Annotated in this window: 21 protein-coding genes; 5 read left to right on the top strand and 16 right to left on the bottom strand. The window is 70.6% G+C overall.

Annotated features, from left to right (window positions below; all coding sequences use genetic code 11):
• Positions 1 to 91: 91 nt before the first annotated feature.
• The 4 genes from V1227_RS31745 to V1227_RS31730 all read right to left on the bottom strand — a co-directional run bounded on the left by V1227_RS31745 (position 92) and on the right by V1227_RS31730 (position 4,395).
• Positions 92 to 2,104, bottom strand: coding sequence for a hypothetical protein (locus V1227_RS31745; RefSeq protein ID WP_329788947.1), 2,013 nt, complete (start codon positions 2,102 to 2,104; stop codon positions 92 to 94).
• Positions 2,088 to 2,831 carry a hypothetical protein gene (locus tag V1227_RS31740; protein ID WP_329788946.1) on the bottom strand — a complete coding sequence of 248 codons (744 nt, stop codon included), beginning with the start codon at positions 2,829 to 2,831 and terminating at the stop codon, positions 2,088 to 2,090. The genes V1227_RS31745 and V1227_RS31740 overlap by 17 nt, the downstream gene beginning before the upstream one ends.
• Before the next feature lie 32 nt (positions 2,832 to 2,863).
• Positions 2,864 to 3,538, bottom strand: a complete 675-nt coding sequence (locus V1227_RS31735; RefSeq protein WP_329788945.1) for a Crp/Fnr family transcriptional regulator — start codon at positions 3,536 to 3,538, stop codon at positions 2,864 to 2,866.
• A 146-nt stretch (positions 3,539 to 3,684) separates the two neighbouring features.
• Positions 3,685 to 4,395, bottom strand: coding sequence for a Crp/Fnr family transcriptional regulator (locus V1227_RS31730; protein WP_329788944.1), 711 nt, complete (start codon positions 4,393 to 4,395; stop codon positions 3,685 to 3,687).
• Between the two features lie 341 nt (positions 4,396 to 4,736).
• Here V1227_RS31730 and V1227_RS31725 point away from each other — a divergent pair, with 341 nt between their 5' ends.
• A complete protein-coding gene (locus V1227_RS31725; protein ID WP_329788943.1) occupies positions 4,737 to 4,883 on the top strand; it encodes a hypothetical protein in 147 nt (48 codons plus the stop codon).
• Positions 4,884 to 4,890: 7 nt separating this feature from the next.
• On the opposite strand, the gene V1227_RS31720 is transcribed toward V1227_RS31725, so the two are convergent.
• The 3 genes from V1227_RS31720 to V1227_RS31710 all read right to left on the bottom strand — a co-directional run bounded on the left by V1227_RS31720 (position 4,891) and on the right by V1227_RS31710 (position 10,494).
• Entirely contained in the window at positions 4,891 to 8,178 is a 3,288-nt protein-coding gene (locus tag V1227_RS31720; RefSeq protein ID WP_329788942.1) for an error-prone DNA polymerase, read from the bottom strand.
• A 73-nt stretch (positions 8,179 to 8,251) separates the two neighbouring features.
• A complete protein-coding gene (locus tag V1227_RS31715; protein WP_329788941.1) occupies positions 8,252 to 9,754 on the bottom strand; it encodes a DNA polymerase Y family protein in 1,503 nt (500 codons plus the stop codon).
• Positions 9,751 to 10,494, bottom strand: a complete 744-nt coding sequence (locus tag V1227_RS31710; RefSeq protein WP_329788940.1) for a hypothetical protein — start codon at positions 10,492 to 10,494, stop codon at positions 9,751 to 9,753. Before V1227_RS31710 ends, V1227_RS31715 begins: the two co-directional genes overlap by 4 nt.
• A 225-nt stretch (positions 10,495 to 10,719) precedes the next feature.
• On the opposite strand from V1227_RS31710, the gene V1227_RS31705 reads away from it, so the two are divergent.
• Positions 10,720 to 11,469 (top strand): hypothetical protein, encoded by a 750-nt coding sequence (locus V1227_RS31705; RefSeq protein WP_329788939.1) that lies wholly within the window; start codon positions 10,720 to 10,722, stop codon positions 11,467 to 11,469.
• Positions 11,470 to 11,521: 52 nt separating this feature from the next.
• Here V1227_RS31705 and purH read toward each other — a convergent pair whose 3' ends face one another.
• The 7 genes from purH to V1227_RS31670 all read right to left on the bottom strand — a co-directional run bounded on the left by purH (position 11,522) and on the right by V1227_RS31670 (position 20,295).
• Entirely contained in the window at positions 11,522 to 13,093 is a 1,572-nt protein-coding gene (purH, locus tag V1227_RS31700) for a bifunctional phosphoribosylaminoimidazolecarboxamide formyltransferase/IMP cyclohydrolase (RefSeq protein WP_329788938.1), read from the bottom strand.
• Positions 13,090 to 13,707, bottom strand: a complete 618-nt coding sequence (purN, locus tag V1227_RS31695; protein WP_090094787.1) for a phosphoribosylglycinamide formyltransferase — start codon at positions 13,705 to 13,707, stop codon at positions 13,090 to 13,092. The genes purH and purN overlap by 4 nt, the downstream gene beginning before the upstream one ends.
• Positions 13,708 to 13,752: 45 nt before the next feature.
• Positions 13,753 to 15,318, bottom strand: coding sequence for a cell division protein PerM (locus V1227_RS31690; RefSeq protein ID WP_329788937.1), 1,566 nt, complete (start codon positions 15,316 to 15,318; stop codon positions 13,753 to 13,755).
• Between the two features lie 129 nt (positions 15,319 to 15,447).
• Positions 15,448 to 16,155 carry a DUF5336 domain-containing protein gene (locus V1227_RS31685; protein ID WP_329788936.1) on the bottom strand — a complete coding sequence of 236 codons (708 nt, stop codon included), beginning with the start codon at positions 16,153 to 16,155 and terminating at the stop codon, positions 15,448 to 15,450.
• A gap of 192 nt (positions 16,156 to 16,347) precedes the next feature.
• Positions 16,348 to 17,235: a succinate--CoA ligase subunit alpha gene (sucD, locus tag V1227_RS31680; RefSeq protein ID WP_236215987.1), complete on the bottom strand. Its 888-nt coding sequence runs from the start codon at positions 17,233 to 17,235 to the stop codon at positions 16,348 to 16,350.
• 5 nt (positions 17,236 to 17,240) lie between these two features.
• Complete coding sequence (sucC, locus tag V1227_RS31675) at positions 17,241 to 18,407, bottom strand: ADP-forming succinate--CoA ligase subunit beta (protein ID WP_329788935.1); 1,167 nt, start codon at positions 18,405 to 18,407, stop codon at positions 17,241 to 17,243.
• A 208-nt stretch (positions 18,408 to 18,615) separates the two neighbouring features.
• Entirely contained in the window at positions 18,616 to 20,295 is a 1,680-nt protein-coding gene (locus V1227_RS31670) for a hypothetical protein (protein ID WP_329788934.1), read from the bottom strand.
• A gap of 134 nt (positions 20,296 to 20,429) precedes the next feature.
• Here V1227_RS31670 and V1227_RS31665 point away from each other — a divergent pair, with 134 nt between their 5' ends.
• Positions 20,430 to 21,410 carry an esterase/lipase family protein gene (locus V1227_RS31665; protein ID WP_329788933.1) on the top strand — a complete coding sequence of 327 codons (981 nt, stop codon included), beginning with the start codon at positions 20,430 to 20,432 and terminating at the stop codon, positions 21,408 to 21,410.
• Between the two features lie 209 nt (positions 21,411 to 21,619).
• On the top strand, positions 21,620 to 22,408 hold the full coding sequence (locus V1227_RS31660) for a M23 family metallopeptidase (protein ID WP_329788932.1): 789 nt from the start codon (positions 21,620 to 21,622) through the stop codon (positions 22,406 to 22,408).
• Positions 22,409 to 22,751: 343 nt separating this feature from the next.
• Here the strand turns inward: V1227_RS31660 and V1227_RS31655 are convergent, their stop codons facing one another.
• Positions 22,752 to 22,988 (bottom strand): hypothetical protein, encoded by a 237-nt coding sequence (locus V1227_RS31655; protein ID WP_329788931.1) that lies wholly within the window; start codon positions 22,986 to 22,988, stop codon positions 22,752 to 22,754.
• Between the two features lie 975 nt (positions 22,989 to 23,963).
• A complete protein-coding gene (gene pcrA, locus V1227_RS31650; protein WP_329788930.1) occupies positions 23,964 to 26,270 on the bottom strand; it encodes a DNA helicase PcrA in 2,307 nt (768 codons plus the stop codon).
• Positions 26,271 to 26,378: 108 nt separating this feature from the next.
• On the opposite strand from pcrA, the gene V1227_RS31645 reads away from it, so the two are divergent.
• Positions 26,379 to 26,657: a hypothetical protein gene (locus tag V1227_RS31645; RefSeq protein ID WP_329788929.1), complete on the top strand. Its 279-nt coding sequence runs from the start codon at positions 26,379 to 26,381 to the stop codon at positions 26,655 to 26,657.
• Positions 26,658 to 26,732 lie beyond the last annotated feature (75 nt).

The raw sequence follows: 26,732 nt of genomic DNA, 5'->3' as shown, positions 1-26,732 counted from the left end.
TCGGCGTCGCGGAACTTCCTGCCCAGTCCGAGGGGACCTCGCTTCGGCGAGGGCGCCAGTGGCCGGTGCGTGACGATGGGATATGGACGGGTCATGGTGTCGGCCCCTCGGTGTTCCTTCGGTTCTGCAACGTCTCGAGCAACACGTCGATCAATGCGTCCTGGTCGCTCCGCTTGCGCCGTTGGCGCACAACGTCGAGCGACTCGCGCAGTGGAACGAGCTCCGCGGCGGGCATGGCATCGGCCAAGGCCTCACCGAGGCGTCTCGTCTGTTCGGGTTGGAGCGGGTCGATACAACGGAGCAACGCGTGCACCGCGTCACGTCGATGTGGCCGGCTGCGCAGCACGGCGGCCCACACGCGGGCCACCAGGTCGAGCCGGTCCGGCCGTGCGCGGATGAACTCGCAGATCCCCAGCTGGTAGTGCGGTCCTCCCCGGACGTCGAGCACCGAGAGAATCGCTTTTGTCACCAGCTCGCGCTTGCGGAGGGGAGGTGGCCTGACCTCGAAGTCGTCGAGCACACGAACGAGCAGGCCCAGAACAATCGCACCGTTGTTGGTCTCGTGCACGAGCGTCGCGAAGAGCATCGCGAACGCCTCCACGTAGGCCTCCGCGTCGGCGTCGGCACCCTGCTCCAGCAGCTTCCAAACCCTGCGCACAGCCTCGGTCGGGAACCTCGCCGCCAGTTCCCCGCTCAGTGCCAGCGCGGCCGTGAGGCGCTGTTCCCTCGACCCGAACATCGCCCAGCCGCGCACGATGCGCAACGCCACCGGTGCCGTGGCCTCGTCGAAGCACATCAGCCAGAGCACGATCGCGGCGGTGTCGCGCCCTTCGTCTCCCAGCTCGCCGCGCGACCACGGTGCGAGGTAGGACTGTTCGACCTCCACGGCGTCGGTCTCGGCCAGCAGCGCGAGTCCGCGAGCGATGTCGAAGTGGGCCCCTTCCCCGACGAGCTGGTGAATCCAGGCTTTGATCGCGTCCCAGAACGGGGTCGGCAACCTCTTGCTCAGCTCGGCGAGCACGCAAGCCCTGTAGCCCGGATCCTTGAAGACGAGGACGCGAACCGCGGTCTGCTCCCGGATCACCGTCTCGGTCTTCATCAGGCTGCCCGGCCCGAGCCGGCGGGCACGGGACTGCTCGAGGACGGGCTCGCCGCCACCCTCGACGGGTTCCTGTTCCGGCAGCGGGAGGAACGCGTCGAGTTGTGCTTCGAGGAGCGCCAGGCGTGCTTCGAACTCGCGCTCGCTCAGCTCGGTCATGAACGCCAGCGTGGCGATCTCCAGACCTTCCCGGCGCGTGCGCGACTGCTCGAACCACTCGCGGACGCTCTGCGCGGACGCGACGTTCAGGTAGCGCAACGCTTCCCGCAACGGCTCACCGGCGTTGACCCGCGCGGCGACATCGGCCAGGTCGCTCATCGGGCAGTCCGCCGGCAGGAGTTCCACCAGCTCGCGGAGGGTCTCGGAGTCCTCGGCGAGGTGTGCGCGGAGCACGACCTCTGCGCCGAGGTGCTCCCAGAACACGTGCTTCACCGAGCCGGATGCCTCCGGTGCGTCAGCGGTGCGGGTGATCACGAGGTAGGCACCCGCTTCCCTCACGGCGTCGCGGACCGCCGCCCACTTGAAGTCCGTGTCCGCTTCCTTCGCGGTGTCGACCTGGTCGGCGACCAGGTACCCGTGATCACGTTCGTACGCCCGCGTGGCGAGTTCGTCCGGAGTGATGACGGGTGAGAGTGCGATCAGTGGACCGGCGGTGCGGCCGCGGAGCATCGACAGCGCGGCCGCCCGCTTGCCCGAGCCGCGCAAGCCGCCGATGATCACGACGTGGTCGTCGATCAGCCACTTCTCCGCGAGTGCCTGGCACGGTGGCACCACGTAGTGGTCGAGCGCGTGCCTCAGGTCCTGCGAATCGATCTTGCCTGTGTCGGGGCCGAAGCGCCTGCCGCGCCCTCCGGAGTCCACCGATCCGAACACTCCACCTGGTGCGTGGACACCTTTGTGGAACATGTTCAGCACATCGATCTTCACGCCGGCGACGAGCCGTTCGTCCTCAGGACTGGCCTCGTGCTCGCCGGGTGTGCCTTCGTTCTCAGCCGCGGCGGTCACGCACCACTCCGAACACTCCATGAGGTGCGTACACCCTGTCCTCGAACACGTTGAACACCTCGGCGTTGACCGCTCGGCGGTCTGAAGCGGACAGTGCTGACTGGTTGTGGGGCAAGGGGTTCACAGCAGGAGTGGATTCCGAGGCCGTACCGGGCAGGTACACCCACCCGCGCTCGGAATAGGTCTTGACGTCGACGTCGACCGGGCAGAACACGTCGGCGTCGAGCCCTCGCTCCCCGTGCACGACCACCTCGCGGTGGAAGCGGTCGGAGACGATCAGGCCGAGCTGCGCCCGCGGAGAACCGGACATGGCTTCGCGCAGCGCCTTCGCGTCCCTGAGCCGGGCCGCCCCCACCACGGCGTCCCCCTGGACGTGCGGCGGGTCGGAAACAACCTCGCCGAAGTCGACCGCCATGCGCAACCGGAGGCGGTACTCCTCGCCGGCGGTCTGGTTCACCTCTCCCAAGGCGAGGACGACCTCACGCAGGACGAAGTCGGCGAGGACCCAGGCGCGGGAGACCGCGGCGTCGATCACGATCGTCGCGCTGTCGCCGTCCACCCGGCGAAACGCCGAGCCCATGGCACCGTCTGCCTTGGCCGCCGCGGCGAAGGCCTTGTCGAGTACCAGGTCATGGGCAGTGTCGAGGTGCGACTGACGCCGTCTGCCACCGGACGAGCCGACCACGTCGGAGCTGATCACTGTCTTGGAGAGGGCAAGCGAGGTCACGGGACTCCTCAGAAGCTGCTGTGGTGTGGTGGTCACCCTGGGACGCACTCCGGTGAGCCACCACATCCTGTGATGGTTTTCGAGTGGATCGCTCGATTCAGACAATTGGTGCAGTAGACGCGCACACGGCCGTACCGCGTCACGACGAGGCGCCGTTCGCACAAGCGCCGCAACGACCGGTGCGTGGCGACGACTGACGCCGCAGCGAGCTGTGCGAGCTCGCACTGGCGCAACGGCACTTCGGCGCCGGTCCGCGCAGCGTCCTCGGAGAAGAAACCGATCATGTCGGCCAACACCTGCAACACCCGGACGTCCACGCACTCCAACGTCATGGCTCTGGCGTGGTTCTCCGCGGCACGAAGCCGGCGCGTGACCTGCCTGGTGACCTCACGTGCCGCTGCGGGGTGGTCGTCGAGGTACTCGACGAACCGGCTGCGCGCGATCTTCACGCCGGACACCGGTCCTCGGGCGAGCACCGACGCCGACCGCACACCTTCGTCCAGGCAAGCCATCTCGCCGAGCAGCTCGCCGGGGCCGCACACCGCGAGCAACCGGGTGCCACCGGCATGGTCGTCGCTCAGGACCTTGACGACTCCCGCGCGGACGACGATGACGCAGTCACCTTCCTCGCCCTGACGCATGAGGTGGTCACCTGACCGGTACTCGACCGGCCGCCCTCGGTCGAGCAGGGCGGTCAACTCGCGCACGGACAACCGGGTGCCGAAATTTCCCCCATCGCGCATGACTCCCCTTTCCGAATGCGCGCAGCGCGCACACGAAATTCCAGGCGGTTCGGAAACTTGCGTTCTACGCCCCCAAGGCTGCCCAATAGCAGGAGCTCACGCGATGTCGTTCAGCACGGTTCTTCTGCGTCAAATGGCACACTCGACGCCATTGCGCTCAACGTCGCCGGCGAGGTGACCACCAATTTGCGGCGACGGGTGATCACCACTCCGCGGTCGCGAAGTGTTCGCAGCCCTCGCGCGACAGCCTCACGCGACGCGCCGATCGCTCCGGCCATCTCCTGCTGGGACAGCTGCACAGCGATTTCCACACCGTCCGGCGCAGGAGCGCCGTGCTGGCCCGCGAGCCTCAGCAGGAATGCGGCGAGTCGCTCGGTGGCGCTGTGTGCGGCCTGCTCCAGCCGCCGGTTGTCAGCTCTGCGCAGGCGGTCAGCGACGTGCACGATCAGCGCTACCGCGATGGAGGGTCGTTCGTGCAGAGCCGCGACGAACCGGTCTGCGGTGAGCAGGACCGCCTTGGTCTCACCGAACGTCCACACGTTCGCGGACCGTTCCCGACCGTCCAGAACGGCGACTTCTCCCAGCACGTCGCCACTGCCCCGAATCGCGAGAATCGCCTCGTATCCCGACGGGGAGACGATTGTGATCTTGACCCAGCCCTCGACGAGCAGCAACACATGATCGGCGGGTTCACCGTGCCGGAACAACGCCTCGCCTGCGCCGTAGACGCGCGTCGCACCTTGATCGACGAGCCATTTCCAGTCGTCCGACGCTATTCGCGCCCGGAACGAACCCGGCGTCGATCCACCACCAGCTTGCACTCATCCCCCCGGATGCCGTCGAAGCAACGCGAGACACCTTGCTTCATTTCAGGCCGAATATCCAGTTACTCCGACGTACGGTCATTGTTCGTCGCCGAACGGTTATCGACGTTCGGTCCTCCTCAGGCACAACGGCCCGACCGGCACCCGGTTGAGCCGTCCACCGGACGGCTCCAACTCCTGGCCGGTGTGCGTCAGGTGACACGGAGACCCTGCGTCGGCTGACGCGGTGAGGTGTGCTCCAGCACGCCATCCTGGATCGCGCGCCGTTCTGTCCGAAGCGCAGTGGTCCATTCCAGCCCAGGAGCGTGCTCATGGTTGTTCTGTGCAAGGTCTCGAAGGTGATCCAGGTGGTGCTTCTCTCGTTCATCATCGGTCTGGCCGCAGGCTTCCTCCTCTCGCAAGGAGGGGAGAGCGGCACTCACCAACAGGCACTGACCTGTTCTGATCTGCCTCGCACCTGCGGTGTGCCCGGCCGGCTCTCGTGACACCGGGTCAGCGGAAGTCCCGCGACTTCGACGGGATCCGCAGGTCCAAGTGCTGCAACCGGTCCGCCAGCACGCTGACCACCCCCTCGGCCGACTCCACGACGCCCCGCACGAGCATCGCGCCGCTGCTGCGCGCCACCCGCCGGTACCGCGCCCACAGCCCCGGCGAGCACACGACGTTCACCATGCCCGTCTCGTCCTCGATGTTGAGGAACGTGACGCCGCCCGCGGTCGCCGGGCGTTGCCGGTGGGTCACGGCTCCCCCGATCAGCACCCGTGTTCCCGGCTGCACGGATGCCAGCTCGGTCACCGGGAGCGCGCCCATCGAGTCCAGGGTGGAGCGGACGAACTGGGTCGGGAAGCTGTCCGGGGACAGGCCCGTGGCCCAGACGTCCGCGACGGCCAGTTCGACGTCGTCCATGCCGGGCAGCGCGGGGGCGTCGACGCCGACCGTCGTGCCGGGCAGGCGGTCCGGGCGGATCGCGGCCACGGCGCCGGCCGCCCAGAGGGCTTCGCGGCGTTCCAGGCCGAAGCACGCGAAGGCGCCCGCGGTGGCGAGGGCTTCGACCTGGGCTGCGGTGAGCTGCACGCGGGTGCCGAAGTCCTCCATGTCGCGGAACGGCCGGGCGGCGACGATCTTCTCGGCGTCCGCGTCGCCGATGCCGCGCACGGCGGACAGGCCGATGCGGACGGCGTTGGCTCCCCCGAACGGTTCCAGGCCCGCCCACGGGAGCGACCGGTTGACGCACGGGCCGTGCACCGTCACGCCGTGGCGGCGGGCGTCGATCACCAGGGACTGCGGGGAGTAGAAGCCCATCGGCTGGGCGCGCAGCAGGGCCGCGCAGAACGCCGCCGGGTAGTAGAGCTTGAACCACGCGCTCACGAAGACGAGGTGCGCGAACGACAGCGCGTGCGACTCCGGGAAGCCGAAGTTGGCGAACGCCAGGAGCTTCGCGTAGATGCGGCCGGCGAGGTCCTCGTCGACTCCCCTGGCGGCGCAGCCCTCGTAGAAGCGGTCGCGCAGGCGTTCCATGCGGGCGGTCGACCGCTTGGCGCCCATCGCCCGGCGCAGTTCGTCGGCCTCGGCGGCGGTGAAGCCGCCGACGTCGACCGCGATCTGCATGAGCTGTTCCTGGAACAACGGCACGCCGTAGGTCTTCTTCAGCGCGTTCTCCAGCAACGGGTGGTCGTAGTCCCACTCCTCCTGCCTGTTGCGGCGCCGGATGTACGGGTGCACCGAACCGCCCTGGATCGGGCCCGGCCTGATCAGCGCGACCTCGACGACCAGGTCGTAGAACTCCTGCGGCTTCAGGCGCGGCAGCGTCGCCATCTGCGCCCGGCTCTCCACCTGGAAGACGCCGACCGAGTCCGCTTTCTGCAGCATCTCGTAGACGCGCCGGTCGTTGAGGTCGATGCGGCCCATGTCCACCTCGACGCCCTCGTGGTCGCGGACCAGGTCGATGGCGTAGTGCAGCGCGGAGAGCATGCCGAGGCCGAGCAGGTCGAACTTCACCAGGCCGATGGACGCGCAGTCGTCCTTGTCCCACTGCAGGACCGTCCGCTGGTCCTTGCGCGCCTTCTCGACCGGGCACACCTCGCTGACGGCGCGGTCGCAGATCACCATGCCGCCGGAGTGGATGCCGAGGTGGCGCGGGAAGTTCTCCAGCTGCGCGGACAGCTCCAGCACGTCGCGCGGGATGTCGCAGTCGTCCGTCGTGGCACCGAGCGGACCCCACCGGTCGATCTGCTTGCTCCACGCGTCCTGCTGGCCCGGCGAGTGGCCGAGCGCGCGGGCCATGTCGCGCACGGCGGAGCGGGCGCGGTAGGTGATGACGTTCGCGACCTGCGCCGCGTGCCGGCGGCCGTACCTGCGGTAGACGTGCTGGATGACCTCTTCGCGGCGGTCGGACTCGATGTCGACGTCGATGTCGGGAGGGCCGTCGCGGGCGGGCGCGAGGAAGCGTTCGAAGAGCAGGTCGAAGCGGACGGCGTCGACGTTGGTGATGCCGAGCGCGAAGCACACCGCGGAGTTGGCGGCGCTGCCCCTGCCCTGGCAGAGGATGTCGTTGCGCTTGCAGAACTCCACGATGTCGTGCACGACGAGGAAGTAGCCGGGGAAGCCGAGCTGCTCGATGATCCTCAGCTCGTGCTCGATCTGCCGGTACGCCTTCTCGTCCCCGCCGGGGTACCTGCGCCGTGCGCCCTCGTAGGTGAGCTGACGCAGCCAGCTGATCTCGGTGTGCCCGTCCGGCACGTCGAACGGCGGCAGCTTCGGCGCGACCAGCCGCAGGTCGAACGCCAGCTGCATGCCGAGCAACGCCGCGTTGTGCACCGCGCCGGGAAAACGGCGGAACCGGTGCCACATCTCCTCACCGCTGCGCAGGAACGCGGCGGGCGACGGCGGCAGCCAACCGGCCATCTCGTCGAGGCTGCTCCGTGCGCGCACGGCAGCCATCGCGGCCGCGAGCCTGCCACGGCTCGGAGTCGCGTAGTGCGCCGCATTCGTTGCCACGACAGGAAGTGACAGCTTCTGCGCCATCGCGTTGAGGATGTCGTTGCGCCTGCTGTCCTCGGGCAGGCCGTGGTCGGTCAGCTCGACGTAGACGCGGCCCTTGCCGAACATGTCGGTGAGCTTGACGATCTCCTCGAACGCCGCCTCCGGCCCCTCCCTGGCCAACGCCCTGCGCACGGTTCCCTTGCGGCACCCCGTCAGCACGACGACCTCGTCCCTGGTGTCGGCGACGATCTGGTCGAGGTCGTAGACGGGCTTGCCCTTCTCCGCGCCGTCGTCGAGGTGGCCGGTCGTGAGCGTGCGGCACAACGCGTGGTAGCCGTCCTGCTTGCGCGCCAAGAGGAGCAGGTGGTCGCCCCCGGGGTCCGGCTCGCCGTTGGCGGGCCTGCTCAGGCCGATGCTCAGCTCGGCGCCGAACACCGTGTGCATGCCGAGTTCCTTGGCTGCCTCGGCGAACCGCACCACGCCGTACATGCCGTCGTGGTCGGTGATCGCGATCGCGTCGAGCTTGAGCCGTTGCGCCTCCTCGACGAGCTCCTCGGGGTGGCTCGCGCCGTCGAGCCAGCTGAAGTTGCTGTGGCAGTGCAGCTCCGCGTACGGCACGCGCTTGCGGGTGACCGCGAGCTCGTCGACGCGCAGCTCGAACCCCGGCGGGGCGGTGTAGCGGTCGCGGCGGCGCGACCACGCGGGACCGTCGCCGCCATCGGGTTTCTGGTCGGCCGGTGTACCGGAGAGGGCTCGTTCGAGGCCCTTCCAGCGGACCGGCGGGTTGTTCCAGCCCATCAGCGCTCTCGGTCAGCTGCCTTGCGCGGCAACGGGACCGAGCTCTCCACCAGGTCCCAGTACTCGTCCTGCATCAGTCGTACACCCCTTCCAGGAACCACCTCTGGTCCCTGCGGACCAGCAGGAACGCCTGCTCGTTCGTCTGCACCTGCACGCGCGCGGCCCGGTGCGGGTCCGGCGCCCACCACCGTTCGTCGACCGGCCACGGCCCCGCCCACGCCGTGACCTCCCGCGCCCTCCCCCTCACGACCAGCTTCTTCGGCCGCGCGGTGAGCTCGAGCCGGCCGGTCACACCGACGTCGCCGCCGTTCTCGTCCTCCAGCTCGGCCGGGTCGTCGGCGAGCGTCGCGGGCGCCCTGGTGAGCCGGCCCGGCCACGGGTGGTCCGGGTTCCTGGCCGGGGTGCGTTCGTCGCCCCACGGCACGAGCCTCACCCGCTCCTTCGGCCCGCGACCGCCGTCGAGCACTCCGGTGAGCACGCCGTCCGGCCCGAGCAGGCCCTGCACGTGCAGCAACGCCCGCACCGCGCGTTCGTCGTCGTGGCCCCACAGCCCGAGCTGCAACGCGGTGCCGTCGACGACCTCGGCCGGTTCGAGGGTGAGCGTCCTGATGCCCGAGGTGAGGCGTTCGCGGGTCAGCCAGCCGTCGAGCTGCCAGCGCACCCGGTCCGCGATCCCCTGGGGCGTCAACGGTTCCGCGGCCAGCCACACCCGGTGCAGCTCCTCGCCGTTCCCGGTGCGGGCGTGGATGCCGAGCCGCGTGCAGGCGAGGCCGCGGGCGGAGAGGTTCTCGTGCAGCCGTTCCGACAGCACCTTCGCGGCGAACGCGGCCGAGTCGATGCGCTCGACCGGCTCGTCGAAGGTCTCCGCGACGGCGAGTTCGGGCGCGGGCCTGCGCTTGTCGAGCGGCCGTTCCGGCAGTCCCCTGGCGAGGCGGTGCTGCCTCGTCGCCGGACCGCCGAACCGCGTCGCCACGGACTTCTCCGGGATCTCCGCGAACGCGCCGAGCGTCTTCAGGCCGAGCCTCCTGAGCAGGTCGACCAGTTCGGGCGCGTCGAGCTCGTGCACTCCCAGCGGTCCCAGGAACTCCGCGGTCCGGCCCTGCGGCACGACCACGCCCCGGTGCGCGGCTTTCGCCGCCGCGAACAGGCTGTCGGCCAGCCCCACCTGGACCTCGGTGCCGGTCCGCGCCGCGACGTGGTCGACGATGCGTTCGGCCACCTGCTCCGCGGACCCGAAGTAGGTGACCGGGCCCTGCGCCGGCACCGCGACCAGCCCCGGCTGCACCACCTCGATGCCGGGGGCGAGCTCCTCGACGGCCTCCGCGACCGGCTCGAAGTACCGCGCGTCGCGCTGCGGGTCGTGCGCGAACGTGACGAGCTCCGGGCACATCGCCTCGGCCGCGCGTTTGCGCATGGCCCGGCGGATGCCCTCCCTGCGCGCCACGGCCGAGGTGGACACGACCTCGTTGCCGTCGACGACCGCCACCGGCACGTGCGGGGCGGTGCCGGTGGCGGTGCAGGCGGCGACGACGGGCCAGTCGGGACTCCAGACCGCGATCAGACGGGTGTCCTTCACGCGGGACGACCCCGGGTTGCAGCCCGCCTGGAGGCCAGTTCGTCGGCTCGGTCCGGACCGGCATCAGCCGGCTCGTCGGATCCGGCCGGTCCACCGGCCACCAGCGGGAGCTCGATTTCCTCTTCACCGAACGACAGCAGCACGCGCCGGGGCCTGCCCGCCGAGCCGCGGCCACCGCTGCGCACGCTGATCTCCTGACGCCGCAACGTCTCCGCGCCGTCGTCGAGGGAGTTCCAGCGCACGGACTCCGCGGTCAGCTCCACGTCCGCCGAGGGCCAGGGCCCGAAGGCGATGAGCACGGCACGGCGCTGTCTCGCTCGGGCCGTGAGCCGCCGGGCGAGGGAGGGAGGCAGTGGGCAGGCGACGGCCACCAGGTCGATGCCGTCCAGCAGGGCCGCGATCACCGGACCGGGGTCGGAGCCGGGCTGTGGGACCAGTGCCAGCCGTTGCACCGAGACACCCAGTTCGGCCGCGGCCAGCACCCCCACCCCGGGCAGACCGACCACGGCGGCCCAGCAGCCGTCCGCGGTCGCGTCCGCGAGCAGGGCGAGCAGCAACGATGTCGATCCGCCCACCGACACCGTGCTGCCTCGCCGCAAGCCGCCCCACGGCAGCAGGCCCGCCAGTTCCCCGCGAACCGGCAGCACCCGCCCCGTGGTCTGGTCGGTGGTGGTGCTGGTCAGCTCGCTGGCCGGGTTCACCCCGAGCGCGGCCAACGACGCCGTTGCCGACCTGGACACTCCCACCCACCTCCCGTCTCGGACCGTGCGCACCCCTGTGCACGGCCGCCGCGGGAAGTTCGGCGACTTGCTTATTCGAACTCTTGTTCGAACGAACGTGATGATCGTAGCGCGTGGACGCACCCTCGTGTCAATGCCGGAGCGTCACCCTTTTGGTGGACACGGCCACACACGTCCGGGCTGTCCTCTACCGTGGCGCGAACAGGACCTGGAACTGGGGAAACCGTGAACCAACCACCTCCGCACGGCTGGCACCAGCAGCCACCGCCGCCTCCACCGCAGGGCTGGCAGCCACAGCAGCAGCAGGGCTGGCAGCCGCAGCCGGGCCACCCGCACCAGCCCGGCTGGGGGCCACCGCGACCACCCGTGAAGAGCAAGGCACCGCTGGTCGTCGGGATCCTCTTCGGCGTCCTGGCGCTCGGCGGCGTCATCACCGCGCTGGTGATCCACCTCAACGTCAACGGGAGCAGCGGCAGCCCCAAACGCGCCGACAAGCTGCCCGCGGCGTGCGGCAACGTCTCCGAGGCCGCGCTGGCCAAGGCGCGCACGACGAACCCGAACGGCCTCGCCTCGCGCGAGTCGAAGCTGGCGAGGGGCACGCACACGACCTGCGGGTGGAACCAGACCAAGGGCGTCGACGGCTCGGGCCAGCGCAGCACCACGGTCTTCGTCTCCCAGGGACAGGAGGACGCGGAGAGCGAGTTCGACCGGATCGTCGGGCAGAACATGGCCAACACCCAGAGCACCCCGCGGCAGAAGCCGCTGGAAGGGCTCGGGGACGAGGCCACGGCGGTGCTGGCGGAGACGAACTCGGCGTTCACCGAGCTCTCGGTCGTCGTGCGCAAGGGCGACACCGTCGCGGAGGTCGACATCTCCGGCTGGGACGCGGGCCTGTTCACCAACAGCAAACCCGACCCGGCGGAGCTCGAGGCCGCCGCGAAGGGCATCGCCGAAGAGCTGGTCGCGAAGCTGTAGCGACGCGAAGGGGCCGCCTCCACCAGGAGGCGGCCCCGCTCGTCGGAGAAGATCAGTGGGCGAAGTGGCGCGTACCCGTCAGGTACAGCGTGACGCCCGCCTCCTCGGCCTTCGCGATCACCTCGGGGTCGCGCACCGACCCGCCGGGCTGCACGACCGCGCGCACGCCGGCCTCCAGCAGCACCTCGAGGCCGTCCGGGAACGGGAAGAACGCGTCGGAGGCCCCGACCGCGCCCTCGGCCCGCGCACCGGCGCGCTTCACCGCGAGGTGCGACGAGTCGACCCGGTTGACCTGGCCCATGCCGACGCCGACGGTGGCACCGTCGTTCGCCAGCAGGATCGCGTTCGACTTCACCGCGCGGATGGCGCGCCACGCGAACTCGAGGTCCGCCAGCGTCTTCTCGTCCGCGGGCTCGCCGGCCGCCAGCGTCCAGTTCTCCGGCGAGTCACCGGAGGCGTCGACGGCGTCGCGCTGCTGCAGCAGCAGGCCGCCGGACACCGGGCGCATCTCGGCGCCACCGCGCGCCGGGGGCTCGGCCACGAGGAGGCGCACGTTCTTCTTGCGCTGCAACACCTCGACAGCACCGTCCTCGTAGGACGGAGCGATGACGACCTCGGTGAAGATCTCCGAGACGAACTCGGCCATCTCGACGGTGACCTCGCGGTTCGCCGCGATGACGCCGCCGAACGCGCTGAGCGGGTCGCACTCGTGCGCCTTGCGGTGCGCGTCCGCGATGCTCAGCTCGGACACCGCGATGCCGCACGGGTTGGCGTGCTTGATGATCGCGACGCACGGCAGCTCGTGGTCCCACGCGGCACGCCACGCGGCGTCGCCGTCGAGGTAGTTGTTGTACGACATCTCCTTGCCGTGCAACTGCTTCGCCGACGCCAGGCCCACGCTGCCGTCGCCCTGCGTGTAGATCGCGGCGCTCTGGTGCGGGTTCTCGCCGTAGCGCAGCACGTTCGAGCGGTTCCAGGTCGCGCCGACCCAGCCGGGGAAGCCGCTGCCCTCGTCGTCCGGCGCCAGGGCGTTGCCCATCCACGACGCCACGGCGACGTCGTAGGTCGCGGTGTGCCGGAACGCGTCCGCGGCCAGCCTCTGCCGGTCGGCCAGGGTGAAGCCGCCCTCGCGGACGTTCTCCAGCACCCACCCGTAGCGGGAGGGGTCGACGACGACGGCGACGTTGGCGTGGTTCTTCGCCGACGCGCGGACCATCGCGGGACCGCCGATGTCGATCTGCTCGACGCACTCGTCGGGGCTCGCGCCGGACGCGACGGTCTGCGTGAACGGGTACAGGTTCACGACCAGCAGGTCGAACGGCGCGATGTCCATCTCGCGCAGCTGCTCGACGTGCGAGTCCTTGCGCAGGTCCGCGAGCAGACCGGCGTGCACGCGCGGGTGCAGCGTCTTGACGCGGCCGTCGAGGCACTCGGGGAACCCGGTGACCTGCTCGACCGGCGTCACCGGGACGCCCGCGTCGGCCAGCACCTTCGCGGTGCCGCCGGTGGAGACGATCTCGACCCCGGCCGCGTGCAGGCCGGTGGCCAGTTCCAGCAGGCCGGCCTTGTCGGAGACCCCGATCAGGGCCCGGCGGACCGGTCGCCTCTCGGCAGGAGTGCTCACGGAATGCTCACCTTTCGTCCGTTCACGGTGCAGCCCTCGCGGGCGAGTCGGCCGACTGTCTCGACGAGCAGCCGGCGTTCGACGACCTTGATGCGTTCGTGCAGGGTCTCCTCGGTGTCGCCGGGTTCGACGGCGACGGCCTCCTGCGCGAGGATCGGCCCGGTGTCGACGCCCGCGTCGACCAGGTGCACCGTCGAGCCGGTGACGTGCACGCCGTAGGCCAGGGCGTCCCGCACGCCGTGCGCGCCGGGGAAGGCCGGCAGCAGCGCGGGGTGGGTGTTGATCATCCGGCCGCCGAAGCGGGCGAGGAACTGCTCGCCGATGATCTTCATGAAGCCGGCGGACACGACCAGGTCGGGCTCGTGCGACGCGACGGCCTCGGTGAGGGCGGCGTCCCAGGCCGTGCGGTCGGCGTGGTCGCGCAGCTTCACGACGAAGTGCGGCACCCCGGCGCGTTCGGCGCGCTCGAGGCCCTCGATGTTCTCGCGGTCGGCGCCGACGGCCACCACCTCGATCGGGAGGTCGGCGTCCAGCAGGGCCTGCATGAGGGTTCCGGAACCGGAGACGAGTACGACGACGCGCGCCGGTGTGGGAAGCCGAAGTTCGGTGCTCAGCGTCTACTCCTGGTCGTTGCAGCAGCTCAGGAGCAGCCTAGGACGTCACCGTCCGGCCTTGCCGTCCAGGTCCTCCTCGGGCTCCATGCCCAGCATCTCGTCGAACTCCGCGTCGAGGTCCTCCTCGTCCGCGGCGGGTTCCCCCTCCTCGTCGTCGAGGGGTTCTTCCTCTTCGCCGGCAACGTCTTCGGGCTCCTCGTCGGCGATGTCCCCGGCCGCGTCCTCCTCGTCGGCGTAGTCGTCGTACTCGTCCTCGTCGTAGTAGTCGTCGGCGTCGAGGTCCTCCTCGACCTCGAACTCGTCGGCGTCCACGACCTCGAGCTGCTCGAACTGGTCGGTGAGCTCGTCGTCCTCGAACACGACGTCCTGGTCGGCGGCTTCGGCGTCCTCGTCGTAGTCCGGCTCGACGAACTCGGCGCCGCTCACCGCCACCGCGGCCTTCGCGCGGGTGCCGGCGAGCCACGCGACCAGCGCTCCCGGCACGAGCACCCACAGCGCCACCAGCAGTCCGAGCAGACCGGCCGGCACCGTCACGGGGTCGAACGCGCCGCCCGCGAGCCGTCCGCCGGCCGTCGCGGCGAGCACGAGGCTGCCGACTCCGGCCGTGACCGCGGCGACCAGCACCGCGCGCAGCCGCGAGGCCGGCCGGTCGGACACCTTGCGGCAGGTCCAGCCGACGAGCACGCCGATCACGGCGACGCCCACGAGCACGGCGGGAGTCCACACGTGCGCGTTCTCCGGCAGCGCCGCCAGCAGCGGCACCGGCGGGACCGGGCCGCCGACGAACCGCGTCGGCGACACCTCGACCCCGCCCAGCGAGAACCCGGCGCCCGCGACGTAGGAGAACCCGGCGATGATCGCGTTCGGCAGGTAGCCGAGGCACAGCAGCCACACGCCGAGACCGACGCCGACCGACTGACCGGCCTCGGCGAAGAGCCCGCTGGTCGTCGGCCAGGAGACGGCGAGCCCGGCCGCCACCGCCAGCGAACCGACGCTGACCAGTGCGAACAACGCCATGAACCCGGCGCGCAACCCGTGCAGCGCCACCGGGTCGAGCTTGTCGAACACCATCTCGACCAGGCCGCAGCGGCGAGCCACGCCGATCGTGGCGGCGAGGCCCGAGACGGCGGCGCAGCCGAAGAACGCGACGGCCGGGGTGGCGCGCACGACGCCGTCACCCATGACCAGCGCGATCGCGCCGCCCACCACGGCGTGCGAGCCGGCGATGCTGAGCACGACGCCGCGCGCCTGCAGCGGTTCGTAGAGCCCGAGGCGGTCCGCCGTGCCCGCGGCGGTGCGGCCGACCAGCAGCATCAGCAGCGCGGTGGGCAGCAGCGGCAGGACCCCGAACTGGCCCGAATCGAAGCGCAGCGGCACGTGGTGCGCCGCCAGCCACGCGGGTGCGGCGGCGCTGAGCACGCCGGAGGTCGAGAACTCGGCGTACGTGGCCGTCGCGGAGACCAGCGCGAGGACCGCGGCCACCGCGGCGTACCCGACGACCACCGACCCGACCGCGGCGGCGGCGAGCACGCGCACGCGTTCGGACCGCGAGAACTCCGGTGGGCGCACGGTGTCGACCTCGCGGGTCACGTCGCGTTGCAGCACGGGCATTTCCCCACTGTGTCAGGCGGGCTGGGCCGTTCGGGGCAGGCACGCCGGGGTATGCGACAGGGGTGGCACCGGAGATCCGGCACCACCCCTGAAGGACATCACCACAGCGGACGAACGGTGTGCGGACCGTTACTGCTGCGGTCCGCCGAAGCCACCGGGCGGCGTGCCCGGCGAGCCGAACTGGCCCGGCTGCGGCATGAAGCTGGTCTGCTGCGGCGGCTGGCCCGGCTGCTGCGCGGGCTGCTGCGGCTGCTGGCCGAACTGCTGCTGGCCGAACTGCTGCGGCGCCTGCTGGGGCCCGGCGTGCTGCTGCTGGTGCTGCTGCGGGAACGCGCCGGACTGCGGGTTCCAGCCACCGGGCTGGCCCTGGTGCTGCTGCGGGTGACCGGCGTACGGGTTCGCGGGCTTCGGCTCGAACTTCACGATGCCCTCGGCGAGCAGGAAGGCGAGCACGATGGCCGCCGTCTCCAGCAACGCCACGATGAGCAGCACGATGTCGAGGCCCTGCACGGACGGCGACTTGATGATGCCCTGCAACTGCAGCATCGTCTGGACGGCCGCGAGGACCGCGGCGACCGGGACGAAGCCCTTCGGGACGTTCGGCAGGACCGAGAGCCCCGCGAGCAGACCGGCGGCGATCAGGTAGGTCACGTTGCCGCTGACGTCATCCGCGAACGCGACGAGGTACGCGACCAGGCCGAGGCCGGCCGCGACCAGCGGGAGGATCAGCCCCAGGTTGATGCTGTTGGCGCCGGGGGCGCCAGGGGCCTGATGAGGTGCCTGGTGCTGTGCCGGACCCGGCGGCTGCTGCTGGGGTGCGCCGTAAGGCACGGACATGTCGAGGTCTCCTCCTCCAACCGAGTGATTCTCAAGACGCTAGCAGTGATCGTCACCGCTCCTGCGGAGGCGGCTGCGGATTCGTGCCAGCTGCTCAGACGGTGGACCGATCGGCTCGGTTCCGCCACATGAGCGAGGGCCGGACTCCGAAAGTACTCGGAATCCGGCCCAGGGGTGCTCGAAGTGTGCGGATCAGAGAGCGTTCATGATCTCGCGCATCAGAGCGGCGGTCTCGGACGGCGTCTTGCCGACCTTGACGCCGGCGGCCTCGAGGGCCTCCTTCTTCGCCTGCGCGGTGCCCGCCGAGCCGGAGACGATGGCGCCGGCGTGGCCCATGGTCTTGCCCTCGGGGGCGGTGAAGCCCGCGACGTAGCCGACGACCGGCTTGGTCACGTTCTCCTTGATGTACGCCGCCGCGCGCTCCTCGGCGTCGCCACCGATCTCACCGATCATCACGATCGCGACGGTTTCCTCGTCGGCCTCGAAGGCCTCCAGGGCGTCGATGTGCGTGGTGCCGATGATCGGGTCGCCACCGATGCCGATCGCGGTGGAGAAACCGAAGTCCCGCAGCTCGTGCATCATCTGGTAGGTCAGCGTGCCGGACTTCGACACCAGACCGATCTTGCCGGAGCCCGCGATGTTCGCGGGGATGATGCCGGCGTTCGACTTGCCGGGGCTGATGATGCCGGGGCAGTTCGGGCCGATGATGCGGGTCTTGTTGCCCGTCGCGACGGCGTGCGCCCAGAAGTAGGCGGTGTCGTGCACCGGGATGCCCTCGGTGATGACGACGGCCAGCTCGATCTCGGCGTCGATGGCCTCGACGACGGCGGCCTTGGAGAAGGCCGGCGGGACGAAGATCACGGTCACGTTCGCGCCGGTGGCCTCCATGGCCTCCTTGACGGTGCCGAAGACCGGGAGGACGGTGCCGTCGAAGTCGACCTTCTCGCCCGCCTTGCGCGGGTTCACGCCACCGACGATGTTCGTGCCGGACGCGAGCATGCGCTTGGTGTGCTTGGTGCCCTCGGCACCGGTCATGCCCTGGACGATGACCTTGCTGTTCTCGTTGAGGAAGATAGCCATCGTTCTCAGACCCCCGCAGCCGCGAGTTCGGCGGCCTTGGCGGCCGCGTTGTCCATCGTGTCGACAACGGTCACCAGCGGGTGGTTGGCCTCGGCGAGGATCGCGCGGCCCTCCTCCACGTTGTTGCCGTCGAGGCGGACGACGAGCGGCTTGGTGGCCGAGTCGCCGAGGATCTCCAGCGCCTTCACGATGCCGTTGGCCACGGCGTCGCACGCGGTGATGCCGCCGAAGACGTTGACGAAGACTGAGCGGACGGCCTCGTCTCCGAGGATGACGTCCAGGCCGTTGGCCATGACCTCGGCCGACGCGCCGCCACCGATGTCGAGGAAGTTCGCGGGCTTCACGCCGTACTGCTCACCGGCGTACGCCACGACGTCCAGGGTGGACATCACGAGACCCGCGCCGTTGCCGATGATGCCGACCTCGCCGTCGAGCTTGACGTAGTTGAGGCCCTTCTCCTTGGCCTTCGCCTCGAGGGGGTTCTCGGCCTGCTTGTCGACCAGCTCGGCGTGGGCCGGGTGGCGGAAGTCGGCGTTCTCGTCCAGCGTGACCTTGCCGTCGAGGGCGATGACCTTGCCCTCGGGGTCGCGGACCAGCGGGTTGACCTCGACGAGCGTGGCGTCCTCCGCGACGAAGGTCTCCCACAGCTTGACGATGACGTCGACGACCTGGTCCTTGACCTCGGCCGGGAAGTTCGCCGCGTCGGCGATCTCGGTGGCCTTGGCCTGGTCGACACCCTTGATGGCGTCGATGTGGATCTTCGCGAGGGCCTCGGGCTTGGTGGCCGCGACCTCCTCGATGTCCATGCCGCCCTCGACGCTCGCCATGGCGAGGAAGGTGCGGTTGGCGCGGTCGAGCAGGAAGGAGAAGTAGTACTCCTCCGCGATGTCGGAGGCGGGCGTCACCAGCACGCGGTGAACGATGTGCCCCTTGATGTCGAGGCCGAGGATGGCCTTGGCCTTCTCCTCGGTCTCCTCGGCGGTGGAAGCGAGCTTCACACCACCGGCCTTGCCGCGGCCACCGGTCTTCACCTGGGCCTTGACGACGACTGCCTGGCCGAACTTCGCGGCGATGGCCTTGGCGTCGGCGGGGTTGGTAGCCACATCGCCCGGCAGTACCGGGACGCCGTGGGCGGCGAAGAGGTCCTTCGCCTGGTACTCGTACAGGTCCACTCGGGTCTCCTGCGACGTCGGTGTCGGAACACCGCGCCTGGGTGGTCCTCAAGGGGCCGTGCGAACCCACTTGACGCGGCTGGGCCCAGACACTATCGAGCTGCAGGTACCGCTCGCACGCCACCACCGGTGAGGTCGGTCTCAACGGCGGTGAGGTCGATCACGCGTGCGCGCGCGTTATAAGGAAACCCACGCCTGGAGGCCGTTTTCAGCGGTTCCCGCGAGCGCCCATCAAGCCCGCCGCGAGCACCAGAGCCACGACCGAAGCCAGCGCGAGCCACGTCCCGGGCGCCGCGACGGCGTTCTCGACCCTGTCCCCCGTCAGAGGCAGTTCGAGCGCCCGCACGCCGGCCAGGACCGCGAACCCCGCGAGGACCGCGGCACCGCGAGCGGGCCTCGACCTGTTCACCAGCACGAGGTTGATGATCAGTGCGGTGAGGGAGATCAGCAGCGTCCAGGAGACCGCGGGGTCGGTGCCCGGCAGCAGGCCCGGCGACTCGAACCCGCCGCCGCGCGTGGTCGGCAGCGCGAAGGCGCCCACCGCGAAGATCCCGGCGAGCAGCACGGCGCCCAGCTCGGCCACCGGTGTCTGCTCCCGCTTGACCTCCCCGGCGTTCTCCCGCTCGATCGCGGCGGCGATCCCCGCGCAGACCAGGGCCAGCAGGCCGAGAGGCAGTTCGACGACCATCAGCCAGAAGCCCGCGCCGGGCTGCGCGACGCCCGCCTGACTCGCCGCCAGCACGGACTCCGTGGTGCCCGCCGCCGCGAGCTGCACGGCGAAGAACACACCGACGAGTGCCGGGCGCACCGCGGGAGCGGTGGAGGGCACGAACAAGAGGAGTCCGACCACGCCGAGAGCCAGTCCGGCCACCCGCAGCAGGCTCACGGCCGCCAGCTCGGGTGCCGGGCCGCCCGTGGTGAGCGTGAGCTGCGGGAGCAGGGCGCCCACCAGCACCGCCACCGCCGCGGCGACGGCGAAGGCCCCCGCGATGACGTGCATGCGCCGCAGGGACGGCAGGGCGGGGTCGCGCACCTCGTCGCGCTCGCCGCGGGCCAGCCGCAGGGCGCGGCCGTGGAGAGGGGCGCCGAGCAGGACGATCGCGGCGACCAGCGCGGTCACCGGTCCCGGGCTGACGCCGAGCCCCGGGGCCAGCGCGCCGGCCGCGAGTCCCGGCGCCGCGACGGCGAGCACGGCCAGCGCCACGCCGATGCTGCCGCCCTGGCGGGTGTCCGGGTCGGGCGAGGTGGCCGACAAGGCGGTGGCCAGCGGGACGGCGATCGCGACCAGCAGGCCGCCGACCAGCCCCAGGACGGGCAGCTCCCACGGGCCGCGGTCGAGCTGGAAGGCGTCGGTCGAGGTGAAGGGCTTGCCCAGCAGCCCGATGGCGGCCACCGCGGCGATCATCACCGGCAGGCCCACCAGGGTCGGGGGCTCCGTCTCGTCCGCGGGCAGACCGGCGCGCCCGGCCGCGAGCGCTCCACCGGCGATCACCAGCAGGTGCCCGGCCACCAGCACCCAGACGCCGGCGGTGGGCGTGACCGCGAGCAGCGTCGTCGGCCGGAAGAGCTCGGGGCGCGCCACGTCCATCGGCTCGAAGGCGATCAGCAGGTCGCCGAGCAGCCGGCCGACCGCGAAGACGCCGACCGCGGCGATCAGCCCCGCCGCCACGAACGGGCGGCCGCGCATCAGCAGCACCCCCGCGACGGCCGGGGGCGCCAGCGCCAGCAGGGCGAGCAGCGGCCACGACGTGAAGGCGGGTTCCGCGCCGTCGACCACGCCGAGCAGCGGGCCGAGGGCCAGCAGCAGGGAGCCTGCCGCGGCGAGGGCCCACGAGGTGCGCAGCCTGCCGGCCGCCGGGGTCTGGTTCTCGAGGTCGGTGCGAGTCATCGCGGGCGAACCTAGCAATAGGAGGGGTGGGGGCTCGGTCGCCGTGCTGTCCCGCTGAGGTGAATTTCGTTCGCATGTGGAAAAGACGCGGCGGGTACCCCCGGCTCGTGACTTCATCACCTACCGTCGCTCACATGGGCGACACCGGCCGGTCGTGGATCACACGTCTGGCTGACGCCGCCCTCGAGCGCGCCGGCTGGGGCGTCCACACCGCGCGGGACGTCGCCGAAGAGGTGAAGGTCGCGCTCCGGGCGATGGCCTCGCCCGGCGGCGTGCGCGGGGTCGCGGTGGAAGCGGCCTGGCTGACGGCCCGCGCGGTGCTGTACCCGTGGGGCGCCGTCGCCGAACAGCTGCGCCCGGACGGCCCGTACCGGCACTACCGCACCGACGGCCTGCCGCCCCGCCAGCGCGGGCTGGTGGTTTCGGCGATGGACGCGGCGGGCACCCCGATCGTGCTGGTGCACGGCATCGGGGACAACCGCTCCGCCTTCGCGGTGCTGTCGGGGGCGCTGCGAAGGCGGGGCTTCGGGGTGGTGCACGCCGTCAACTACAGCGTGCTGACGGCGTTGACCGGTGACGTCCGCCGTTCGGCCGCCCTGCTCGGCGAGCAGATCGAGCGGATCTGCGAAGAAACCGGCTCGGACCAGGTCCACGTCGTCGGCCATTCACTCGGCGGGCTCATCGCCAGGTACTACGTGCAACGGCTGAATGGCGACTCACGCGTTCGCACACTCGTAACACTGGGAACGCCGCACAACGGCACCCTTTCCGCCTATCTGGTGCCGACTCCGCTGACCCGGCAGCTCCGGCCGGGTTCGGAACTGCTGTCGGAACTCGCCGAGCCGTGCCGGCCGTGCCGCACGCGGTTCGTCGTCGTCTGGTCCGAGATGGACCAGATCATCGTGCCTCAGCGCAACGCCCGCCTGGAGCACTCCTCGTTGGTCGTCGAGGAGCACCAGATACGTGATTCAGGTCACCTTTCTTTGCCGGTTGACACGAGGACGCTTCACGTAGTTGTGACGGCGATCACCCGATCGGATGACTTGTCACCTCACCCCATCGCCGCTGGCGGTGAGGCGTTTCGCGCCCCCGTTGCGACCGATCGTCACAGTTGACAGTTGAAACTTGCTGGTTGCCGCCCATTGGGAGGACATAACGAACTGGGGTTTGCCCTCCGAGGCTCCCCGCCGTTACTGTCCCCCGGTCCGTTGTCACGGTCTGATCACAGAAGGACACCGAGTCAGAACCCCGAATCCTGACTCACCGGGAATCCCCCGCCCGGCGTCCACCCCGATCAGGCTCCCCGAAGGCGGAAGGGCAAGCTTTGAGTCACCACCGCTCCCCCGGCGGCCATGAACGCAGTGCTGCGCTTGAAGAGGCAGTCGACCGCGCCTCGACGCGCACCGTCGGCTCCCACCGGCTCCCCCCGCCACCGTCGGCGCTTCGCGGACGCATCGTCGTCGCCGCCGTCGCAGTAGGTGCCTTCGCCGCAGCAGGCGCCGGCCAGATCGGCCAGGCAGCCGCCGGCGACAGCACGGACGTGCAGCTCGCGAACCACTCCGACGGCGCCGCCACGTTCGACGGCGTGGGTGGCGACACCGCCGCCGCCCCGCAGATCCTCGCGGTCTCCAAGACCACGGCCGAGGGCTCCGCCGAGGCCGCCAAGCTGCTGCGCAGCCAGCAGCTCACCACCGAGCGCGAGGCCGTCGAGGCCGAGAAGAAGCGCCCGAAGTTCTTCCGCCCCGCCGCCGGCGAGTTCACCTCCGGTTACGGCGGCCGCTGGGGCACCATGCACCTCGGCATCGACATCGCCGGCCCGATCGGCACCCCGATCGTCTCCGCCGCCGACGGCGTCGTGATCGAGGCGGGTCCCGCCTCCGGCTTCGGCCTCTGGGTCCGCGTGCAGCACCCCGACGGCACCATCACCGTCTACGGCCACATGGACACCATCGGTGTCCGCGAAGGCCAGCAGGTCAAGGCCGGTCAGCAGATCGCCCGCATGGGCAACCGCGGCTTCTCCACCGGCCCCCACCTGCACTTCGAGGTGTGGAACCCGGACGGCCAGAAGATCAACCCGCTGACCTGGCTGAACGCTCGCGGCGTGACCGTCTGATCCAGTTGTTCCCGGTTCCGGCTCTCTGAAACACGGCTTCAGTCGCCTTGTGAGGCGTCTTCGGCTGCCCGGCCACCTCGCGGGGTGGCCCGGGGTGGTTCGACCGCCTCAGGCGGCTCTCGTGGCTCAGGAGCCACTTCAGCACCGCTGTGGTGCCGCTCCGGTTCGGCTCCAGTGGCGTTCTGGTCGGGCTCGGGTGGTGCTGCAGTTCGGTTGCGGCGGTGTCGGCTCGGGTCGCGCGCTAGTGGTGCGGTTGCGGTCGGGGGCTCGCTTTCGGGTCAACTTCACGCCGTCGCGCTGTATTTCGCCGATGCCCCGATTTCGTCGCGGCGATGCCGGTTCGTTACAGCGCTGAGCGGATGAAGTAGGCCGCGGCCACCCGCCAGACCGAGCACATGTGCCTGCGCCAGCGCGGACCGCAGCCCTCGCAGGACCCGCTCTCGGTCTGCCTGTGGTGGGTGAGGACGGCTCGCCACGCTTCGGCCAGGGTCCTGGTCGCCGAGGAGTCCTGGCGGCATTCCAACTCGCCGAGAATTGCGAACACACGTTCGTGCAGGGCGCCGGCCAGTACGTGGTCCATCGTGAGCTCTCCCGCCGGGGTCGTGGCCTCATGCGGTTGATGATGCTCCGGGGGTCTGACAATTTTCGGGCCCTCCGGGGCCGGCGGCTCGGTTCGCCGGGTCCGCAGCGCCTTCCGCGTCGCTCTCCCGCGGGACCTCAGCTGCGCTTATGCGGTTGTGCGCCTTGCCTCGGCGCTCGGTGCGGAAGTGCTTCGAGAGTCCGGACGGACAGTGTGGCCGGACCGCTCTCCCGTTCGGTCCGGCCACACCTCGCCGCGAAGTTGGGCCCCCGCCGTCCCTTCGCTCCCCTTGGTCGCACGCTGCCCTCCTGCGCCCCGGACCGCCCCGAACGTTCCGTCGGCTGTGCTGCTTGCGACACCCACATAGACGTACGGGGTCGGCGATCGTTGCGCTGTTTTTCCGGATATTTCTCGGTTCATCCGATCGGGGGGTCTTGGCTGCTCAGGATGGGGGTGGGGTGTTTGTTCGTCCGGGTTTTTGGAGGCGCGGCGGTTTCGTAAGTCGTTCCCCTGGATGGGTTGGCGGGGGCCTGTGGGGAGTTCGTGGGCGGGGTCGGTTGCGGGCGTTGCCTGACGGCTGCGTAGTCCCGTCACGAGTTGCGCGCGGCAAGAGCTGAGACACGACTCGTGACGGGGACTACGCAGCCTCTTCTTGGCTCAAAGCCACTGCGGCTCGTCTTCGGCCTCGCTTGCGGTGGGCTCGCCTACGGCGTCGCAGCGAGCCGGGAGCTCGTCTGTCGGCTCGCGGTGGCTGCGACTCGCCTCTGGCATGCCAGCCGAGAACTCGCGGCTGGGAGTGCGTCAGGCGCAGCCCATCCTCGGATCGCGCCGGCGTGGAAGCCCAGCGGGCGCGCCGAGCACGGCCCGCCTCCCGAGGCTCGCGACACGGCGAACAGACCGCGTGCGGCGTCGCGGTCGGCATGCGAGCCGGGGCGCGACGGCAGGCGGGCTGCTGCGTGGTGTGGAGGTGGAGCGTTAGAGCTTGGTCATGGGGACGCTGCCGATCAGCATCAGGCGGACCGTGCCCGAGCCGCCGAAGTCGATCGTCGCCGTGGCCCTCAGGCCCGCGCCGTCCACCGCCACCACTCGGCCGAGGCCGTACTTGTCGTGGGTCACCCGGTCGCCCACCTCCAGCTTCATCGCCGGGGCGTCCTTCCAGCCCGCCTTGCCCGGGGCCGGGCGGGAGAGGCCTCGGGAGGCGATGCCGCCGGAGGCCGAGCGGCCCCAGGTGGTGGCGGCGGCCGGGGCCGAGCGGGAGGGTTCCACCCGGCGCCAGTCGATGAGGTCCTGGGGGATCTCGCCGAGGAAGCGGGAGGCCGGGTTGGCCGAGGGCTGGCCCCACGCCGAGCGGACCAGGGCCCTGGAGAGGTAGAGGCGGCGTTGGGCGCGGGTGATGCCCACGTAGGCGAGGCGGCGTTCCTCCGCCAGTTCCGCCGGGTCGCCGAGGGCCCGCATGTGCGGGAAGACGCCGTCTTCCCAGCCCGTGCTGAACACGACCGGGTACTCGAGGCCCTTGGCCGTGTGGATGGTCATCAGGGTGACGACGCCGTCGGACTCGGCGTCCGGGATCGAGTCGGCGTCGGCCACCAGGGAGACGCGTTCCAGGAACGCCGGGAGCGAGGGGACCGGTTCCGCGCCTTCCGGGAGCTCCAGCTCGGTGAACTCGCGGGCGACGGTGACCAGTTCGTTGAGGTTCTCGACCCTCGTGTGGTCCTGGGGGTCCTCGCTGGCCTCCAGCTCGGTGCGGTACCCGGTCTTCTCCAGGACGGCTTCGAGGATGTCGGCGACGTCGTCCTCGCGGGCGACCATCTCGCCGAGCTCGTCCATCATCTCCACGAAGCCCGCGATGGCGTTGCGGGAGCGCGGGTTCAGCATCGGGACGCGGTCGAGGTCGCGCAGGGCCGCGGCGAAGCTGATGCGCTCGCGTTCGGCGTAGGCGGAGACGCAGGCTTCCGCCCGTTCGCCGATGCCCCGCTTCGGGACGTTCAGGATCCGCCGGAGGGAGACCGTGTCCTCCGGGTTCGCCAGGGTGCGCAGGTAGGCGAGGGCGTCGCGGACCTCGCGGCGCTCGTAGAAGCGGACGCCGCCGACGACCCGGTACGGGAGGCCGAGGCGGATGAAGATCTCCTCGAAGACCCGCGACTGGTTGTTCGTGCGGTAGAAGACGGCGATCTCGGAGTTGTTGACCTCGCCGCTGTCGACCAGGCGGTCGATCTCGTTCGCGACGAACGCCGCCTCGTCGTGCTCGTTGTCGGCGACGTAGCCGACGATCTTCTCGCCCTCGCCGAGGTCGGACCACAGCGACTTGTCGCGGCGGTTCGGGTTGCGGGAGATGACCGCGTTCGCCGCCGTCAGGATGTTCTGCGTGGAGCGGTAGTTCTGCTCCAGCAGGATCGTGGTGGCGTCCGGGTAGTCGCGCTCGAACTCGACGATGTTGCGGATCGTGGCGCCGCGGAAGGCGTAGATGGACTGGTCCGCGTCGCCGACCACGCAGAGCTCGGCCGGGGGGATCTCGCCGCCCGCCTTGCCGACCAGCTCGCGCACCAGCGTGTACTGCGCGTGGTTCGTGTCCTGGTACTCGTCGACCAGGACGTGGCGGAAGCGGCGGCGGTAGTGCTCGGCCACGTCCGGGAACGTCTGCAGGAGCTCGACGGTCCTCATGATGAGGTCGTCGAAGTCGAGCGAGTTCGACTCGTTCAGGCGGCGCTGGTAGACCGCGTAGACCTCGGCCACGCGGCGCTCCAGGTCGTTCGTGGCCTGGGCGGTGGCGGTCTCGGGGTCGACGAGCTCGTTCTTGAGGTTCGAGATGTGCACGGCGAGGGTGCGGGCCGCGTACTTCTTCGGGTCCAGGTCGAGATCGCGCGCCACGAGCGTGATGAGGCGCCGCGTGTCGTCGCTGTCGTAGATCGAGAAGTTCGACGACATGCCCAGGGTCTTCGCCTCGCGGCGCATGACGCGGACGCACATCGAGTGGAACGTCGACACCCACATCGAGCGGGCGCGGGCGCCCACCATGTCGGCGACGCGCTCCTTCATCTCGGCGGCGGCCTTGTTCGTGAACGTGATGGCCATGATCTCGCCGGGGTGCACGTCCCGTGCCGCGAGCAGGTACGCGATCCGCCTGGTGAGGACGCGCGTCTTGCCGGAGCCGGCGCCCGCCACCACGAGCAGCGGCGAGCCGGCGTGCTCGACGGCACGGCGCTGCGCGGGGTTCAGGTCGTCGAGCAGGTGGCCCGCGCGGGAAACGGGGGGACTTGAGGGCAAGTCGAACAAGGCGCTCATCGTCCATCCACGGTACCGGGCGGCACCGACGAATCCGGTACCACCCGACCACGTGTTCGATCAGGTGCCGATGTCGATCACGAACCGACGACCGGCGCGGACGGCCCCGTGACCGTTCGCCTCGCCTGGACTTCCGGGCTGTCCTGCGCGTACTCCCCCGCCGCCCCGGCGGGCCGCGAGCGCCGGCCACGCCTCGCCGTCCACGATGAGGTGATCCTGCGCGCCTCGGCACCGGCGGCGACGGCCGGCAGCGCTTCCCACCTGGTGAGCGCACTCACCGCGCGGACTTGGCAGGCGCCCGAGGTTCTGTGCAACACTGGATTCGTGCGCGTGACGTTCTTCGAGTTTTTCTACGGGATCCGGACTCCGGCTCCCGTGGTCGTCTAGCGCCGACAAAGCCACCACGAAGCCCCGGAGTCCTCGGACACCGGGGCTTCGCTGCTTCCGGGCCAGGGCTCGCAG

The sequence above is a fragment of the Lentzea sp. DG1S-22 genome (assembly GCF_036321065.1).
Lineage (GTDB): Bacteria > Actinomycetota > Actinomycetes > Mycobacteriales > Pseudonocardiaceae > Lentzea > Lentzea jiangxiensis.
Note: the sequence above shows the minus strand (reverse complement) of the source record. Positions and strands in the feature narration are given on the sequence as shown.